Origin of the sequence: Pseudomonas nunensis (assembly GCF_024296925.1) — a bacterium.
Taxonomy (GTDB): Bacteria; Pseudomonadota; Gammaproteobacteria; order Pseudomonadales; family Pseudomonadaceae; genus Aquipseudomonas; species Aquipseudomonas nunensis.
The window spans coordinates 5,643,578-5,660,505 of sequence record NZ_CP101125.1; the positions used below are offsets into that span (position 1 = coordinate 5,643,578).

General features: G+C 58.3%; 11 protein-coding genes. 5 read left to right on the plus strand and 6 right to left on the minus strand.

Annotated features, from left to right (window positions below; all coding sequences use genetic code 11):
- Positions 1-196: 196 nt before the first annotated feature.
- Positions 197-3,136, minus strand: a complete 2,940-nt coding sequence (glnE, locus tag NK667_RS24820; RefSeq protein WP_054616426.1) for a bifunctional [glutamate--ammonia ligase]-adenylyl-L-tyrosine phosphorylase/[glutamate--ammonia-ligase] adenylyltransferase — start codon at positions 3,134-3,136, stop codon at positions 197-199.
- Positions 3,137-3,519: 383 nt separating this feature from the next.
- Here glnE and aceE point away from each other — a divergent pair, with 383 nt between their 5' ends.
- The 5 genes from aceE (at position 3,520) to msrA (ending at position 13,657) form a co-directional block, all read left to right on the plus strand.
- Complete coding sequence (aceE, locus tag NK667_RS24825; RefSeq protein ID WP_054616427.1) at positions 3,520-6,165, plus strand: pyruvate dehydrogenase (acetyl-transferring), homodimeric type; 2,646 nt, start codon at positions 3,520-3,522, stop codon at positions 6,163-6,165.
- 11 nt (positions 6,166-6,176) lie between these two features.
- Complete coding sequence (aceF, locus tag NK667_RS24830) at positions 6,177-8,144, plus strand: dihydrolipoyllysine-residue acetyltransferase (protein WP_054616428.1); 1,968 nt, start codon at positions 6,177-6,179, stop codon at positions 8,142-8,144.
- 276 nt (positions 8,145-8,420) lie between these two features.
- A complete protein-coding gene (locus NK667_RS24835) occupies positions 8,421-9,815 on the plus strand; it encodes an alkaline phosphatase D family protein (RefSeq protein ID WP_054616429.1) in 1,395 nt (464 codons plus the stop codon).
- Between the two features lie 302 nt (positions 9,816-10,117).
- A complete protein-coding gene (locus NK667_RS24840) occupies positions 10,118-12,811 on the plus strand; it encodes a sensor domain-containing phosphodiesterase (protein ID WP_054053238.1) in 2,694 nt (897 codons plus the stop codon).
- A 198-nt stretch (positions 12,812-13,009) separates the two neighbouring features.
- The gene (gene msrA, locus NK667_RS24845; protein ID WP_054053236.1) at positions 13,010-13,657 is read left to right on the plus strand and encodes a peptide-methionine (S)-S-oxide reductase MsrA; all 648 of its coding nucleotides are present in this window, start codon (positions 13,010-13,012) and stop codon (positions 13,655-13,657) included.
- Positions 13,658-13,781: 124 nt separating this feature from the next.
- Here the strand turns inward: msrA and NK667_RS24850 are convergent, their stop codons facing one another.
- From NK667_RS24850 to NK667_RS24870, 5 genes are all read right to left on the minus strand, one after another.
- Positions 13,782-14,618, minus strand: a complete 837-nt coding sequence (locus NK667_RS24850) for a 23S rRNA (adenine(2030)-N(6))-methyltransferase RlmJ (RefSeq protein ID WP_054616430.1) — start codon at positions 14,616-14,618, stop codon at positions 13,782-13,784.
- A gap of 346 nt (positions 14,619-14,964) precedes the next feature.
- Entirely contained in the window at positions 14,965-15,288 is a 324-nt protein-coding gene (locus NK667_RS24855; protein ID WP_054053232.1) for a hypothetical protein, read from the minus strand.
- A 347-nt stretch (positions 15,289-15,635) separates the two neighbouring features.
- A complete protein-coding gene (locus NK667_RS24860; protein ID WP_054616431.1) occupies positions 15,636-16,052 on the minus strand; it encodes a hypothetical protein in 417 nt (138 codons plus the stop codon).
- A gap of 26 nt (positions 16,053-16,078) precedes the next feature.
- Complete coding sequence (locus NK667_RS24865; RefSeq protein WP_054616432.1) at positions 16,079-16,495, minus strand: hypothetical protein; 417 nt, start codon at positions 16,493-16,495, stop codon at positions 16,079-16,081.
- Entirely contained in the window at positions 16,496-16,873 is a 378-nt protein-coding gene (locus tag NK667_RS24870) for a hypothetical protein (RefSeq protein ID WP_236708641.1), read from the minus strand.
- Positions 16,874-16,928: the final 55 nt, after the last annotated feature.

Sequence of the window (16,928 nt, forward strand, 5' to 3'; positions counted from 1 at the left end):
TCCCACATTGGGTATTGGTGCACATCCAGTGCGGTGTAGCTTAGCTGCTTCAATCTACCAAACACCGCAGATTAACTGTGGGAGCGGGCTTGCTCGCGAAGGGGCCATAACATTCAACATTGATGTTGACTGACACTCCGCTTTCGCGAGCAAGCCCGCTCCCACAAGGGGTATTGGGTGTTTCAATTATCCGGTTTCAGCTTAACCCCATCTCTTTCCAGATCCGCAACACCTGGCGCCGTTCGTCTGCGAACTGGTCGCCCGGTATCACCCCCGGATCCTTCTGCAAGGCCTGCCGGTGTGCGGCGGAGCGGTAGGCTTTATAGGCCTCGCGCAACAGGCTGGCGTCCTCGACGGGCATCAGCCCGGCCTGTTCCAACTCTTCCAGAATGCGGATGTTATCGGTCCAGCGCAGCAATGACGGGTGCTGTTCGGACCACGCCAGGGCCGCGTATTGCACCATAAATTCAATATCGACGATACCTCCGGCGTCCTGCTTGAGATCGAACGGCGCCGTGGCCTCGAAGGCATTTGCCGCGGTGCCGGCGGCGGTGCTCTTGCTGCCAAGGTTATCGCGCATCTTGGCGCGCATCTCGCTGACCTCCTGGCGCAAGGTCGGCAAATCCCGCGCCTTGCCCAAAATCGCCGCGCGGACCTTCTCGAACGCCTGGCCGACATCCTGACTGCCCACCAGCACCCGCGCCCGCACCAGCGCCTGATGCTCCCAGGTCCAGGCTTCGTTTTCCTGATAACGGGCAAACGCCCCCAAAGAACTCACCAACAACCCGGACGCACCGGACGGTCGCAGACGCATGTCCACTTCATACAACTGGCCGGAGTTGGTCTGCGCCGTCAGCAAGTGAATGATCCGCTGCCCCAACCGCGTAAAGAACTGCGCGCCGTCGATGGGTTTCGCCCCGTCGGTTTCCGCCTGCGGATCGCCGTCGTGGATAAACACCAGGTCCAGGTCGGAACCATGCCCCAATTCCAGGCCACCGACCTTCCCATAACCGACAATCACGAAGCCGGGATCGCACAAGGTGCCATCGTTGCGCAGCGGCGTGCCGTATTTGGCCACGGTTTGACGCCAGGCCAGGGCCAGCACTTGTTCGAGGATCGCTTCGGCGAGCCAGGTCAGGTAATCGCTGACTTTCATCAACGGCAAGCTGCCGGAGATTTCTGACGCGGCCACGCGCAAGCGATGCGCGAGTTTGAAATGCCGCAGGGCTTCCATTTGCTGTTCGAGATCGTCCTCAGGAATCCGCGTCAGACGTTCGCGCAATTCGGCGGCCAATTCCGGCGCCAGCGGCGGCTTGAACAGTCGGCCTTCGTTGAGCAGCTCATCGAGCAACAGCGGGAAACGGGTGATCTGCTCGGCAATCCATGGGCTCGCGGCGCACAAGGTCAGCAAGCGACGCAGGGCGCCGGGGTTTTCCGTCAGCAGCACTAAATAAGCCGAACGCCGGGCCACCGCCTCAACCAGCGGCAGCACCCGCTCCAACACCAGATCCGGATTGGCATGTTCCACAGCCTGGGCCAGCAAGCGTGGAATAAACGCATCGAGACGTTCACGTCCCAGGCGCTGCATGGCTCGCAGTTGCGGACTGCCACGCAGGCTGGCCAAGGTTTTCAGGGCCTTGGAAGCATCGGCAAAGCCACCCTGCTCCAACTGTCGGCAAGCGGCTTCTTCATCCTGGGACTCTTCCCACAACGGCAGCCATTCACCGCCGACCACCACTTCGGCCTCAGTGCCTTCCTCTTCATCAGGGTCAGCAATCACCTGGGCAAAGTGCCAAGCCACGCGGCCGCGCCAATACATCAGTCGCTCATGGAACGCATCCCAATCGGCAAAGCCGAGCATGAACGCAATCCGCGCCTGATCCTGTGCGCCATCCGGCAGCATCTGGGTCTGGCGGTCGGCAATCGCCTGGATCGCGTGTTCGGTGTAACGCAGGAATTCGTAACCGTCGCGCAACTCACTGATCACCGGCGCCGGCAGGTAACCCTGGCCTTCGAGGGTGCTCAGTACTTTTAATAGCGGACGTTGTTGCAGGCTCAGGTCGCGCCCGCCGTGAATCAACTGGAAGGCCTGGGCAATGAACTCGACTTCACGAATGCCGCCGGAGCCGAGCTTGATGTTGTCGGCCATGCCTTTGCGCCGGACTTCCTGCTGAATCAGCTGCTTCATGGTGCGCAGCGCTTCGATGGCGGAGAAGTCGAGGTAACGGCGGTAAACGAACGGGCGCAGCATTTCCTGCAACTGCGCGCCGGCCACTTGATCGCCGGCCACCACCCGCGACTTGATCATCGCGTAGCGTTCCCAGTCGCGGCCCTGGTCCTGGTAATACTGTTCCAGCGCGTTGAAGCTCAAGACCAACGCACCGGCCGAGCCGTAAGGACGCAGGCGCATGTCGACACGGAACACAAAACCGTCGACGGTCATCGGGTCGAGGGCCTTGATCAGGCGCTGGCCGAGACGAATGAAAAATTCCTGGTTATCCAGCGAGCGTTTCACGCCGACGGTTTCGCCGCCCTCGGGGTAGGCGAAGATCAGGTCGATGTCCGACGACAGGTTCAGCTCCACCGCGCCGAGCTTGCCCATGCCGAGGATGACCATTTGCTGCGGCTCGCCGCTGCGCCGGCCGGTGGGCACGCCGAATTGCTGGCAATGCCGCGAGTACAACCACTGATAGGCCTGATCGATGCTGGCATCGGCCATGTCCGAGAGGTCGCGGCAGGTCTGGACCAGATCCGCCTGGCGGTTCAGGTCGCGCCAGATGATTCGTACTTGCTGGCGGGTGCGCTGGCGGCGCAGGGCGCGACCGAGTTCGTCTTCGGTTTCAGCGGCATTGACTGCCGCCGCGATCTGCGCGCACAACTCGCCGGGGGCGAAGCTGCGATCAAGTTCACCGGACTGCACCAGCCCCAGCAACATCAAAGGGTCACGAACGCTCTGTTCAATCACAAAGTCGCTGGCCGCGGCGATGCGGGCGAATTGCGCCCAGCGTTCCGGCGTCCAGGCAGACAAGCCATGTTCGTCTTCTAATAAGGCCACCGCCGCACGGAACGACTGCTCGGCACGGGTGACCAACGGCTGGAGAATGGCGGGCAGTTCGGCAAGCGAAGGCAGGGTCATGGTCTATCCTTGATCGGCGTGTGAAGGGCTGCATGTAGTGAATTTTGAAAACACGCTACGTGACCGACTGTCGAACAAAGGTTAGAAATAGCTGAAATTTCTTTTATTTTGGCAGCCAACATCAAGCTTTCACCTTTTCTGGTTGGCAAAAGACCAACCTTAACGATTATTCTCACAACGCAGCCGGAGGCCACAAGCCATTCATCTGTAGTTTTACTACTCGTCTATACATTCGAAAGGCTGAAATGCCCGTTGATTTGTAGTAAAACTACACGCCGCCGGAACAACCTCTCGGCAATCCAAGAATTTATATCGTCTGCCCACAAGGCCAGTCGCAAACTCAGGCAACCGATTCTGGAAGCCTTTCCGCCCTGGAGCAAGCCATGCAAGACCTCGATCCCGTCGAAACCCAGGAATGGCTGGACGCCCTGGAATCGGTTCTCGACAAAGAAGGCGAAGACCGCGCTCATTATCTGATGACCCGTATGGGCGAATTGGCGACCCGCAGCGGTTCGCAATTGCCTTACGCCATCACCACGCCATACCGCAACACCATTCCTGTTACCCACGAAGCACGCATGCCTGGCGACCTGTTCATGGAACGCCGCATTCGCTCGTTGGTACGCTGGAACGCGATGGCCATGGTGATGCGTACGAACCTGAAAGATTCGGACCTGGGCGGTCACATTTCCAGCTTCGCCTCCAGCGCCACCCTGTATGACATCGGCTTCAACTACTTCTTCCAGGCCCCGACCGACGAACACGGCGGCGACCTGATCTACTTCCAGGGTCACACCTCGCCAGGCGTTTACGCCCGTGCGTTCATGGAAGGTCGCATCACCGAAGACCAGATGAACAACTTCCGTCAGGAAGTCGATGGTCACGGCCTGTCGTCCTATCCACACCCGTGGCTGATGCCTGATTTCTGGCAGTTCCCGACCGTATCCATGGGTCTGGGCCCAATCCAGGCGATCTACCAGGCACGTTTCATGAAGTACCTGGAAGCCCGTGGTTTCATTCCTGAAGGCAAGCAGAAAGTCTGGTGCTTCCTGGGCGACGGCGAGTGTGACGAGCCGGAATCCCTGGGCGCCATCTCCCTGGCTGGCCGCGAGAAGCTCGACAACCTGATCTTCGTCATCAACTGCAACCTGCAGCGCCTCGACGGCCCGGTTCGCGGCAACGGCAAGATCATCCAGGAACTCGAAGGCGTGTTCCGCGGTGCTCAGTGGAACGTGACCAAAGTCATCTGGGGCCGTTTCTGGGACCCACTGCTGGCCAAAGACGTCGACGGTATCCTGCAACGTCGCATGGACGAAGTCATCGACGGCGAGTACCAGAACTACAAAGCCAAAGACGGCGCGTTCGTACGTGAACACTTCTTCAACTCGCCAGAACTCAAGGCGATGGTTGCTGATCTGTCCGACGACGAGATCTGGAAACTCAACCGTGGCGGCCACGACCCGTACAAGGTCTACGCGGCGTACCACGAAGCGGTCAACCACAAAGAACAACCAACCGTCATCCTGGCCAAGACCATCAAGGGTTATGGCACCGGTGCCGGCGAAGCGAAGAACACCGCGCACAACACCAAGAAGGTTGATGTTGAAAGCCTGAAGCTGTTCCGCGATCGTTTCGACATCCCGGTCAAAGACGAAGAGCTGGAGAACCTGCCGTTCTTCAAGCCAGAGCCAAACAGCGCCGAAGCCCGTTACCTGAGCGAGCGCCGCACTGCACTCGGCGGTTTCGTGCCACAGCGTCGCGCCAAGAGCATCAGCGTTCCGACGCCATCCCTCGATACCCTCAAGGCGATCCTTGACGGCTCGGGCGACCGTGAAATTTCCACCACCATGGCGTTCGTGCGGATCCTCGCGCAACTGGTCAAGGACAAGGAAATCGGCCCGCGCATCGTTCCGATCATCCCGGACGAAGCCCGTACCTTCGGTATGGAAGGCATGTTCCGTCAGTTGGGCATCTACTCGTCCGTCGGCCAGCTCTACGAGCCAGTCGATAAAGACCAGGTGATGTTCTACCGCGAAGACAAGAAGGGCCAGATCCTCGAAGAAGGCATCAACGAAGCGGGCGCCATGAGCTCCTTCATCGCTGCCGGTACTTCGTACTCCAGCCACAACCAGCCAATGCTGCCGTTCTACATCTTCTACTCGATGTTCGGCTTCCAGCGTATCGGCGACCTCGCCTGGGCCGCTGGCGACAGCCGTACCCGTGGCTTCCTGATCGGCGGCACCGCCGGCCGGACCACGCTGAACGGCGAAGGCCTGCAACACGAAGATGGTCACAGCCACATCCTGGCCGGCACCATCCCGAACTGCCGCACCTTTGATCCAACCTACGGCTATGAGCTGGCGGTGATCATCCAGGACGGCATGAAGAAGATGACCGAAGAGCAGCAGGACGTTTTCTACTACATCACCGTGATGAACGAGTCCTACCAGCAGCCAGCCATGCCGGCCGGTGTCGAGGAAGGCATCATCAAGGGCATGTACCTGCTCGAGGAAGACACCCGCGAAGCGGCGCACCACGTTCAACTGATGGGCTCCGGCACCATCCTGCGTGAAGTCCGTGAAGCGGCGAAGATCCTGCGTGAAGAGTTCAACATCGGTGCTGACGTGTGGAGCGTTACCAGCTTCAACGAACTGCGTCGCGACGGCCTGGCCGTTGAGCGCACCAACCGTCTGCACCCTGGCCAGAAGCCGAAGCTGAGCTACGTCGAAGAGTGCCTGAACGGCCGTAAAGGTCCGGTCATTGCCTCTACCGACTACATGAAGCTGTTCGCCGAACAAATTCGTCAGTGGGTCCCGTCCAAGGAATTCAAAGTCCTGGGCACCGACGGTTTCGGTCGCAGTGACAGCCGTAAAAAGCTGCGTCACTTCTTCGAAGTCGACCGTCATTTCGTGGTGTTGGCAGCCCTGGAAGCCTTGGCTGACCGTGGTGATATCGAACCTAAGGTGGTGGCCGAGGCTATCGTCAAGTTCGGGATCAACCCGGAAAAACTCAACCCACTGGACTGCTGAGGAGACAATCTGTGAGCGAACTCATTCGAGTACCTGACATCGGCAGCGGTGAAGGTGAAGTAATCGAACTATTTGTGAAGGTCGGCGACCGTATCGAAGCCGACCAGAGCATCCTGACGCTTGAGTCGGACAAGGCGAGCATGGAGATTCCTGCTCCCAAGGCCGGCGTCGTCAAAAGCCTGAAAGTGAAAATCGGCGATCGCCTGAAAGAAGGCGACGAACTGCTGGAGCTGGAAGTCGAAGGTGCCGCTGCTGCGGCCCCTGCGCCTGCCGCTGCTGCACCGGCTGCCAAAGCTGAAGCTGCACCGGCGGCTGCACCTGCCGCCGCTGCTGCTCCAGCCGCCGCGCCGGCGGCTGCAACGACCCAGCAAGTACACGTGCCGGACATCGGTTCGTCGGGCAAGGCCCAGATCATCGAGATCCAGGTCAAAGTCGGCGACACCGTCGAGGCTGATCAATCGCTGATCACCCTGGAATCCGACAAGGCGAGCATGGAAATTCCATCGCCTGCCGCTGGCGTGGTCGAAAGCATCAGCGTCAAGTTGAACGACGAAGTCGGCACCGGCGACCTGATCCTGGCGTTGAAAGTGGCGGGTGCTGCGGCCCCTGCTGCTGCCGCGCCGGCCCAGGCGGCTGCACCTGCCGCCGCCGCTGCTCCAGCGCCAGCCGCTGCGGCTCCGGCTGCACCGGTTGCCGACACTGTTCAGGACATTCACGTCCCGGACATCGGCTCGTCGGGCAAGGCCAAGATCATCGAGGTACTGGTCAAGGCTGGCGACACCGTCACCGCCGACCAGTCGCTGATCACCCTGGAATCCGACAAGGCGAGCATGGAAATCCCGTCGCCTGCCGCTGGCGTGGTGGAAAGCGTTTCCATCAAGCTGGATGACGAAGTCGGTACCGGCGACCTGATCCTGAAGCTGAAAGTCAAAGGCGTTGCGCCTGCCGCTGCTCCAGCACCGGCCGCCGCAGCCCCGAGCGCTCCTGCTCCAGCCGCTGCTGCACCGGCTGCTGCCGCACCGGCGCCGGCGGCACCTGCCGCTGCTCCAGCCAAGCCTGGCGCCAAGGTTCACGCCGGCCCGGCCGTTCGCCAACTGGCCCGTGAATTCGGCGTCGAGCTGAGCGCGGTCAGCCCAAGCGGCCCACACGGTCGTGTGCTCAAAGAAGACGTGCAGGTTTACGTCAAAGCCATGATGCAGAAGGCCAAGGAAGCACCGGCCGCTGGTGGCGCAACCGGCGGCGCGGGCATCCCGCCGATCCCGGTCGTGGACTTCAGCCGCTTCGGTGAAACCGAAGAAGTGCCGATGACTCGCCTGATGCAAATCGGCGCGTCGAGCCTGCACCGCAGCTGGTTGAACATTCCGCACGTGACTCAGTTCGATTCGGCTGATATCACCGACCTGGAAGCGTTCCGCATTGCGCAGAAAGCCGTTGCAGAGAAGGCCGGCGTCAAGCTGACCATCCTGCCACTGCTGCTCAAGTCGTGTGCGCACCTGCTCAAGGAACTGCCGGACTTCAACAGTTCGCTGGCCCCAAGCGGCAAGGCAATCATCCGCAAGAAGTACGTGAACATCGGCTTCGCGGTCGACACCCCGGATGGCCTGCTGGTACCGGTCATCAAGAACGTCGACCAGAAGAGCCTGTTGCAACTCGCAGCCGAAGCCGCTGTGCTGGCCGCCAAGGCCCGCGACAAGAAGCTCACCGCTGACGACATGCAAGGCGCCTGCTTCACCATTTCCAGCCTCGGCCACATTGGCGGCACCGGCTTCACGCCGATCGTCAACGCGCCGGAAGTGGCGATCCTCGGTGTTTCCAAGGCAACCATCCAGCCAGTCTGGGACGGCAAAGCCTTCCAGCCGAAACTGATGCTGCCACTGTCGCTGTCCTACGATCACCGTGTGATCAACGGCGCCGCTGCTGCACGCTTCACCAAGCGTCTGAGCGACCTGCTGGCGGACATCCGCACCATCCTGCTGTAACACCGACGGCCCTCCTTCACTGGAGGGCCTGTCGCGTTCCACGTTTTCCGAGCGCCACGCTCGTACCTCAACCCCGCCAATTTGGCGGGGCTTTTTTTTGCCTGGCAGAAAATGCCTGCCACTTTCCTACAACTGCGGCTTACTTCGCCCACAGCTCAAGTCCACTTCGGCTCGATATTTTTCATCAGCCAATAACTAGGCTTAGTTCCATGAAGTTCAAGACGAACTTCGACACTCTCAATCGCTTAGTTAGCACTACTTCGAACGGATTCGAATATGTTCAAACCGACTGTCGGCCCGATTATTGGCCACACTACAACTAATCACGTGCGCATTTTTTTGCGCGGCGACACTCAAGATGACGCCCCAGTATTTGCTGGCATCCGCTATCGCCGCTTGGGTGAAGAACGCTGGAGCAAAGGCGTGTTTGCCAAACTGTCACGCTTGCGGGATATGTCTGATGTCATTGGGTTAAATCAGCTATACGAAAATGCCGAGTATGAATATCAAGCGGGCTGGTTCAGCCCGATGAGCCCGGTGCATACCGTGGAAACCGTGCAGGAGTTGCCGCTGCAGTGGCCACGGGAGGTTTATCGCTTTCGTACCCGCTCCAGCAAGTCCGCCCTACCCCGCGCCTACATCGTCGGGTCGTGCCGGTATCTGCGCATGACCGCAGGCATCGCGTCGGCTCCGCACCTGGGTGACCGGATCTTCGCGTCGATCACGCAACTGGCGGAACAGGCCATCCCGCCGATCAGTGCCATGCTGATGACCGGCGACCAGATCTACGTCGATGACTTGAACCGCATTGCGCCCGACCGGGAATATAAGGAGATACTCAGCAAGTACCGCGTGGCTTTTTCGCAGCCCCACATCAGCAAGTTGATGTCTGGCACGCCGACTTACATGATTCTCGACGACCATGAAATCGAAGACAACTGGCCCGCCAATAAGAGTAAAGACGACGATTACTTGTATAAAAATGCCATCTCAGCCTATGAACTCTATCAAGCCAGCCACAGCCCGGCGCATGAACTACTGGCCGACGGTCAAATAAGTCGCCAGGCGGAACAGTATTGGTATCAGTTTGCCGAAGGCGATATCGAATGGTTTGTCACCGATAGCCGGACCCGTCGCAATCTGTCCGCTGATGATCGACGCATCCTCGACGAGGAACAGGAGCAAGCGTTGCTCAAATGGCTGATTCATAGCCCGGCGCGGGTCAAATTCGTGGTCACCAGCGTGATGTTCTACCCCGACCGAAAAAAACTCGGCGACGACGCCTGGAAAGCCTTTCCGGAACAACGCCTGCGATTGCTGGAGACAATTCGTACACAGCGTATCCAGAACGTCATCTTCGTTTCCGGCGACGTCCATGGCTCACTCACCAGCCGTCTGACCCACAGTGAGGATCGGGACTTTGAGGTTCACACGATCGTCTCTTCGCCGCTGTGCAACAGCAAGTTGCTGCCGTATGCCAGCGAATCGACGTTCATTCTTGATCAGCCACTGGCGCGGACGGCGGCTGGCGAGTATCGGCATGCGCTCACGAGCAAGGTCGTGAGCCAGGATAATTTTGCGCATTTGGTGGTGGAGGCTGAGCACGTTCGGGTGAGTTACCACGATAGGGAGGGCAAGCTTTTGCAGTCGGTTAGCATTCCATTGCGGTAAACGACAGTCCCTGTGGCGAGCGAGCTTGCTCGCGCCGGGCCGCGTAGCGGCCCCAATATTTTGTGAGCGCTGTGCACTCAAGCGCGAGCAAGCTCGCTCGCCACAGGACCGCGTTTCATTCGCAAAACCATCAATTTCAGGCATGCACTGGAGAAATCCTCCCTCCTGCCGACATATTCTTATAGCACTTGGCCTTCATGTCTCTTGTCAGTCGGGGCCGCAATGATGCAACCTTGCCGCAGGCAGCAGTTAAGAGGGCGAGAGCCCGGCGCGATCAGCATATTCGAAGCGAGTTTCCCTCAATGAAAAGCCAACCCGATGCCGCCAGCCGTATGGTGGCCGAGGTAGTGACGCAGTTGCCTGTGCCCTCGCGGCTCGGCATGCTGCGTTTCGAACGGCTGAATGAAGCTAGCTGGGCACTGTTGTTTCTCGATCCCAACTGCGAACGACATTTCGGCCTGCCGGCGGTGGAGCTTTGTGCGCTGGTCGGCTCGCCCTACGCGAGCCTGATGGAGCCCGAAGCGCGCTATCAATTGCATGACACGATCCAGCTGCAGCTCGCCGACAGCCCGCATTACCAGATCCGCTACACCCTGCACACCGCCGCCGGCACCTTGAGCCTGCTGGAACTCGGCGAAGCCTACAAACAACACAATCGACACCTGCTGCGCGGCTACCTGATGGTGGTGGATGGCCTGTTCGAGAATGAGCCGCTGTTGCCGGCCCTCGACCTGGAAACCCAGAACTCGCGCCTGCAAATCGCCCTGGAACTCAACCAGCGTGCCCAGCAGGAACAACTGCAGCACCTGGACCGGGTGCGCGCCCAGCAAGATTTGATTCTGCTGCTGACCCGTCAGCGCTACAGCACCGGCAACTCCCTGCAAGAAGCCGCCGAACTGATCGCCCGCTGCGCGTGCGATATCTACGAAATCGACTGCGCCAGCCTGTGGAACCTCGAAGGCTCCATGCTGGTGCCGATCTCGGCTTATCACCGCGCGACTCAGGAATACCTGATGCCGGAGCCGATCGACGTCAGCAGCTTCCCCGATTACCTGGAGGCTTTGCACACCAGCCGCGCCATCGATGCCCACAACGCCATCCGCGACCCGCGCACCCGAGACATGGCCGAAAGCCTGCGCCCGCGTGACGTCAACGCCATGCTCGACGCCAGTATTCGCGTCGATGGCCAGGTGGTCGGCGTGTTGTGCCTGGAGCAGACCGGTGCGACCCGCGCCTGGCAGTCCGATGAAATCGCCTTTGCCGGCGAGCTGGCGGATCAGTTCGCCCAAGTCATCAACAACCACAACCGCCGCGCTGCCACCAGCGCCCTGCACCTGTTCCAGCGTGCGGTCGAGCAAAGTGCCAACGCCTTTCTGCTGGTCAATTGCGACGGCGTGGTCGAATACGTCAACCCGAGCTTCACCGCGATCACCCAGTACAGCACCGAAGAAGTCCACGGCCAGCGGCTGTCGGAACTGCCGGCGCTGGAAAACCTCAGCGAATTGCTGTTCGACGCGCCCTCGGCACTGGCCAAAAGCAACAGTTGGCAGGGCGAGTTCAAAAGCCGTCGCAAAAACCTCGAACCCTACTGGGGCCAGTTGTCGATATCCAAGGTGTATGGCGATAACCGTGAGCTGACGCATTACATCGGCATCTACGAAGACATCACCCACACCAAGCTCGCGCAGCAGCGCATCGAGCGTCTGGCCTATACCGACAACCTGACCAACCTCGGCAACCGCCCGGCGTTCATCCGCAACCTGGACGAACGTTTCGCCCGGGACACCGACACGCCGATCAGCCTGTTGCTGGTGGACATCGACAACTTCAAGCGGATCAACGACAGCCTCGGCCACCAGACCGGCGACAAACTGCTGATCAGCCTGGCCCGACGCCTGCGCAACAGCCTGAGCCCGAGTGGCAGCCTGGCGCGCTTCGCCAGTAACGAATTCGCCGTGCTGCTGGACAACACCGACCTCGCGGCCGGCCAGCAAGTCGCCAACCAATTGCTGGCGACCCTCGACAAGCCGATGTTCGTCGACAACCAATTGATCAGCGTTACCGGCTCCGTGGGCCTGGCCTGCGCGCCGCTGCACGGTCGCGATCCGCAAACGCTGATGCGTAACGCCGGTCTGGCGCTGCACAAGGCCAAGGCCAACGGCAAGCATCAGGTCCAGGTGTTCACCGAAGCGCTCAACGCTGAAGCCAGTTACAAACTGTTCGTCGAGAACAACCTGCGCCGCGCCTTGACCCAGAACGAACTGGACGTGTTCTACCAGCCCAAGCTGTGCCTGCGCAGCGGTCGTCTGCTGGGAATGGAAGCGTTGCTGCGCTGGAATCATCCGGAAAAAGGCATGATCCGCCCGGACCAGTTCATCAGCGTCGCCGAAGAGACCGGCCTGATTATTCCGATCGGCAAATGGATCGCCCGTCAGGCCTGCCGCATGAGCAAGGAACTGACCGCCGCTGGCCTGGGCAACCTGCAAGTGGCGATCAACTTGTCGCCCAAGCAGTTTTCCGACCCGGACCTGGTAGCGTCCATCGCCAGCATCCTCAAGGAAGAAGCGTTGCCGGCGAATCTGCTGGAGCTTGAGTTAACCGAGGGCCTGCTGCTGGAAGCCACCGAAGACACGCACTTGCAACTCGATCAGCTCAAACGCCTGGGCCTGACCCTGGCCATGGATGACTTCGGTACCGGTTATTCATCGCTCAGCTATCTGAAGAAATTCCCGATCGACATCATCAAGATCGATCGCAGCTTCATCCACGAAATCCCGGACAACCAGGACGACATGGAAATCACCTCCGCCGTGATCGCCATGGCCCACAACCTGAAACTCAAGGTCGTGGCGGAAGGCATCGAGACAGCCGAACAGCTGGCGTTCCTGCGCCGTCACCGTTGCGACGTCGGCCAGGGCTACCTGTTCGACCGCCCTATCCCCGGCTCCGAGCTGATCGAAAAGCTCAAACGCTACCCGCGCGGCCCGATTGCCTGAAGGCCCTTTTCAGTTAATCCACAAAACCCTGTGGGAGCGGGCTTGCTCGCGAATAGGCCGTCACATCCAACATCAATGTCGACTGACACGCCGCCTTCGCGAGCAAGCCCGCTCCCACATGGGTAGTGCGTAACTGGCCGGCATTGGGCAAACTGCGTGTCTGACAATTTACATTCAACCTGACTGAGGGGACTGAAGATGGTCTTGCGCTCGGAAATTCTGGTGAACAAAAACGTGCTCCCGACTAAAGAACAAGCTCTGCCCGGCCGTGAAACCCCAATGAATCTGCCGGAAAAACACTTCGTTCACGATGCACCGCTGCTCGGCCCTTTCGCCATGGACGTGGATTTCGCAATCTTCGGCCTGGGCTGTTTCTGGGGCGCCGAGCGCAAGTTCTGGCAACGCGAAGGCGTGGTCAGCACGGTAGTGGGTTACGCCGGCGGCTTTACGCCGAACCCGACTTATGAAGAAGTCTGCTCCGGCCTGACTGGCCACAGCGAAGTGGTTTTGGTGGTCTACGAACCAGCAAAAGTCAGCTACGAAGAGCTGCTGAAAATGTTCTGGGAATTGCACAACCCGACCCAGGGCATGCGCCAGGGCAATGACATCGGCACCCAGTACCGCTCGGTGATCTACGCCACCAACCCGACTCAACTGGCAGCCGCCAAGCACAGCGAGCAAGTGTTCCAGGCCGAATTGACCAAGGCTGGCAAAGGCACCATCACCACCGAAATCGAAGAAGCCCCGACGGTCTACTTCGCCGAGGCCTATCACCAGCAGTACCTGGCGAAAAACCCTGAAGGGTATTGCGGGATCGGCGGTACAGGCGTGACTTGCCCGATCTGACGCCATAAAGCAAAAGATCGCAGCCTCGTTTCACTCGACAGCTCCTACGGGTTTACGCATTCCCTTGTAGGAGCTGTCGAGTGCAACGAGGCTGCGATCTTTTGATCTTGCTTATCGATTGACCTTATTCCGCAATCAACCAATCCATCTGCCACCCACCCTGGGTCTGCCCAAGCTTCTTGGACAACCATGGCAGCAGCTCACGCAATTCCTCTTCCAGGCCCCATGGCGGATTCGCAATCACCAACCCCGAGCCATTCAGGCTGTTCGGCGTATCCAGCGGATGCACCAACAACTCCACCCGCAACAACTTCGGCGCGCCCGTGCCGGCCAGGTCCTGATAGAAACGACGCAACATGCGCTGGTCCTTCACCGGGTACCAGATCGCCGCCACCGTCTGGCGCATCCGGCCAATCGCTTCTTTCAGCGACGCTGCGCAACGCTGCATCTCATCGAGCTGCTCGAACGGCGGATCAATCAACATCACCGCGCGCTTCTCCTGCACCGGCAACATCGCCCGAGGCACATGCCAGCCTTCGCCCAGGTGAACCTTCACCCGACGATCACCGGCCATGTTGTCCTTGAGCAGCACGCCGTCTTCAGGGTGCTTCTCGTTGAGCATCACCCGATCCTGCGGCCGCGTCAGGCGCCGCGCCAGTTCCGGCGATCCCGGGTAATAGCGCAACTGGCCATCCGGGTTCATGTCGTGCAACACCTTCATGTAATCGGCAGTCAATTCCGGCAGATCCGGCTGATCCCACAACCGCGCGATCCCTTCCAGATACTCACCGGTACGGCTCGCCTGATCACCCTGCAGGTCATACAGACCAATACCGGCGTGAGTGTCGAGATAGGCAAACGGCTGCTCCTTGCGCGACATCAAGGCGATGAGGCGGGTCAAAGTCAGGTGTTTGAACACATCGGCGTGATTGCCGGCATGGAAGGCGTGACGATAATTCATGATTGCTCCTGCGAAGGCCGGGAAGTTTACCTTGTACCGAGCCTAACGTCAGGGGTTGGTGGCTGAGCGGCTGTTCACGCGGTAATTCCGCCGGAGCTGCCGAAGGCTGCGATCTTTTTGATCTTGCCCTCGTGGCGAGGGAGCTTGCTCCCGCTGGGCTGCGAAGCGGCCCCAAAAAATCAGAGACCACCACACCCCCCTGTGGCGAGGGGGCTCGCCCCCGTTCGACTGCAAAGCAGTCGCCAAACCAAGCCCCGCGGTGCACCTGACAAAACCCAATCGCAGTCTTGGGGCCGCTACGCAACCCAACGGGAGCAAGCTCCCTCGCCACAAAAGCCCTTCGCCGCTACTCCGGAGACCGAGCCCGCAACCGCTTCCCAAGCACATCCAGCACATCACACCCATCGCGCAACGGAATAGCGCAAAGCAGGGCAAAGTCACTGAGAATCATCGAATCACACTCGATTGAACCGCGCATGGACAGGTTCTCAAGCACCTGGGTAACGGCGCGGATCCGATAACCGGCAGCGTCACACAAAACATCGAGCGGGGCGTGGGTGTCGACGAATAAGGTCGGCATTTCACTGCAATTGCTGGTGAGCGCCATGTAGCGATTATCAGGATGGGGAACTGGTTTTTCGTAGGGTGGATCGGGGTGAAGGGTTTTCATTTTTATAGACCTTGGTGGATAAATTTGAGCTACCAACGGCCTTTCCTACGGGCTTGGGTGGCAGCCGTGCACGGGAGTAGGAAACTGAGGAAATCCACCAAACTCAGCCACACCGAAGCGTGTCCCGCACACAACCGCCGCGAACAATCTTACGGACACGAATTAAGTGCCGCAATCAGACGACAGCGCAGATGCGCGGTGAATATCCAAGGGTTCCTACGCCCTGCCACTGCTTTCGCAGCGACAGCCAAAGACTATCCATCGATCTCACCGCGCACCAGTTCATGGAAGCCGCCACAGCTTGAAGGAAACTTCCGATGGGCTTGTCCGGAAATTTCGCTTCTCAATCAGAATGCCACATCAATTCTGTCCACCCTGATCTTGACGAATTGCTCATTAAGCGCTGGATAGTCGTAGTGGATTTCCTGATCCGTAAAGTCAACGAAGGATCGGAAAATACTGTCATCCAAATAGCCATATAGAAAGCATGAAAAGCTATCGCTTATCACTTCAATCAGTGAGTCGGCTCGCTTTTCTGCAACAGCAATAAAGTTATTATCAGGAAGGACTATCTCGAACTCAACCTCATAGGATTCCCCCACCTCGATTTTTTCAGGGCAGCAGCTCGCAAAGCATCTAACTTTCACACCATTTACAAGCAATAAAACTTCTTCTTCAACGAAAGGACCTACTGCCATAACAATCACAGTATATTTATCTATCACTCGCCCCCTAAAAAACGCATAAAAAACGGGCAGATTCATTTATTCTTTAGCTGAGGTATCAGCGTTTACCAGTTTGAAAAATCCTCTTGACTGGCTTTATATAGATCATCATGCCACGCTTCGGATAGCTTAATATATACATCTTCAAAAAACGCCTTTGGATCTATCATTTCACTCCACCCAATAGGAAGCAAAGAATGAGCCATCGGATCATGGGCAAAGATTTCAGGGAACACACTCGAGTCACCGTCAAGAGCCTCACCCAGCACAAAAACCAAAACAAATTTGTGCCGATAACTCAACCCAGCAAAGCGCCTAACAATAAACCGAGATATTAAAGACCCTCTATCCAAAGGACAGTCTGGATCGTACGCCGACAACTCAACACCAAGACTCTCCTCGCGATCATATATATCAAACCCACCGAGAAAGTGCCCTAAGCTTGGATTATATGGAGCATTCAGATACGGATGCATCAGCATTTAAATTTTCTCTATCGGATACAGCGCTATAGGCTGTAACGTTTCAAAGTCAAATTTCATCTCAAAAGCATTCATCTTAGGAATGAAACGCGGATTAGCGGGATCTAATGGATTAGGCGCATATCCGCTACCTATATTTTCAGCCTCCATTTGCACTAATAGATTTCCTTTGCTGTCCTCCCCGGTAAAGCGCGACATTTTTCTGGCCTCCCTCGTCGTCGCTTCATTATATGCATTCAACTGCGCTCTATAGCTTGAAAATTTAGAGTTATTAACGGCTCTCCATTCTCTACTTCCAAAATCAAGTTCGCGACTGGTGGTTTGTTCCTCAGTTGCAGAGCCCGAATTTCCCGCCTGATGATTATCCGCATTCTTCATCGTAGTCATCCTTTTTTATCGTTACTAAAAATTCGAATCTTTGAAACACCCGACG

Bases quoted from the DNA above. Each gene is read 5' to 3' on its own strand.
- aceE (WP_054616427.1), top strand. From the start codon at position 3,520: ATGCAAGACCTCGATCCCGTCGAAACCCAGGAATGGCTGGACGCCCTG.
- msrA (WP_054053236.1), top strand. From the start codon at position 13,010: ATGGTCTTGCGCTCGGAAATTCTGGTGAACAAAAACGTGCTCCCGACT.
- NK667_RS24835 (WP_054616429.1), top strand. From the start codon at position 8,421: ATGTTCAAACCGACTGTCGGCCCGATTATTGGCCACACTACAACTAAT.
- NK667_RS24870 (WP_236708641.1), bottom strand. From the start codon at position 16,873: ATGAAGAATGCGGATAATCATCAGGCGGGAAATTCGGGCTCTGCAACT.
- NK667_RS24865 (WP_054616432.1), bottom strand. From the start codon at position 16,495: ATGCTGATGCATCCGTATCTGAATGCTCCATATAATCCAAGCTTAGGG.
- NK667_RS24850 (WP_054616430.1), bottom strand. From the start codon at position 14,618: ATGAATTATCGTCACGCCTTCCATGCCGGCAATCACGCCGATGTGTTC.
- NK667_RS24840 (WP_054053238.1), top strand. From the start codon at position 10,118: ATGAAAAGCCAACCCGATGCCGCCAGCCGTATGGTGGCCGAGGTAGTG.
- NK667_RS24860 (WP_054616431.1), bottom strand. From the start codon at position 16,052: ATGAATCTGCCCGTTTTTTATGCGTTTTTTAGGGGGCGAGTGATAGAT.
- NK667_RS24855 (WP_054053232.1), bottom strand. From the start codon at position 15,288: ATGAAAACCCTTCACCCCGATCCACCCTACGAAAAACCAGTTCCCCAT.
- glnE (WP_054616426.1), bottom strand. From the start codon at position 3,136: ATGACCCTGCCTTCGCTTGCCGAACTGCCCGCCATTCTCCAGCCGTTG.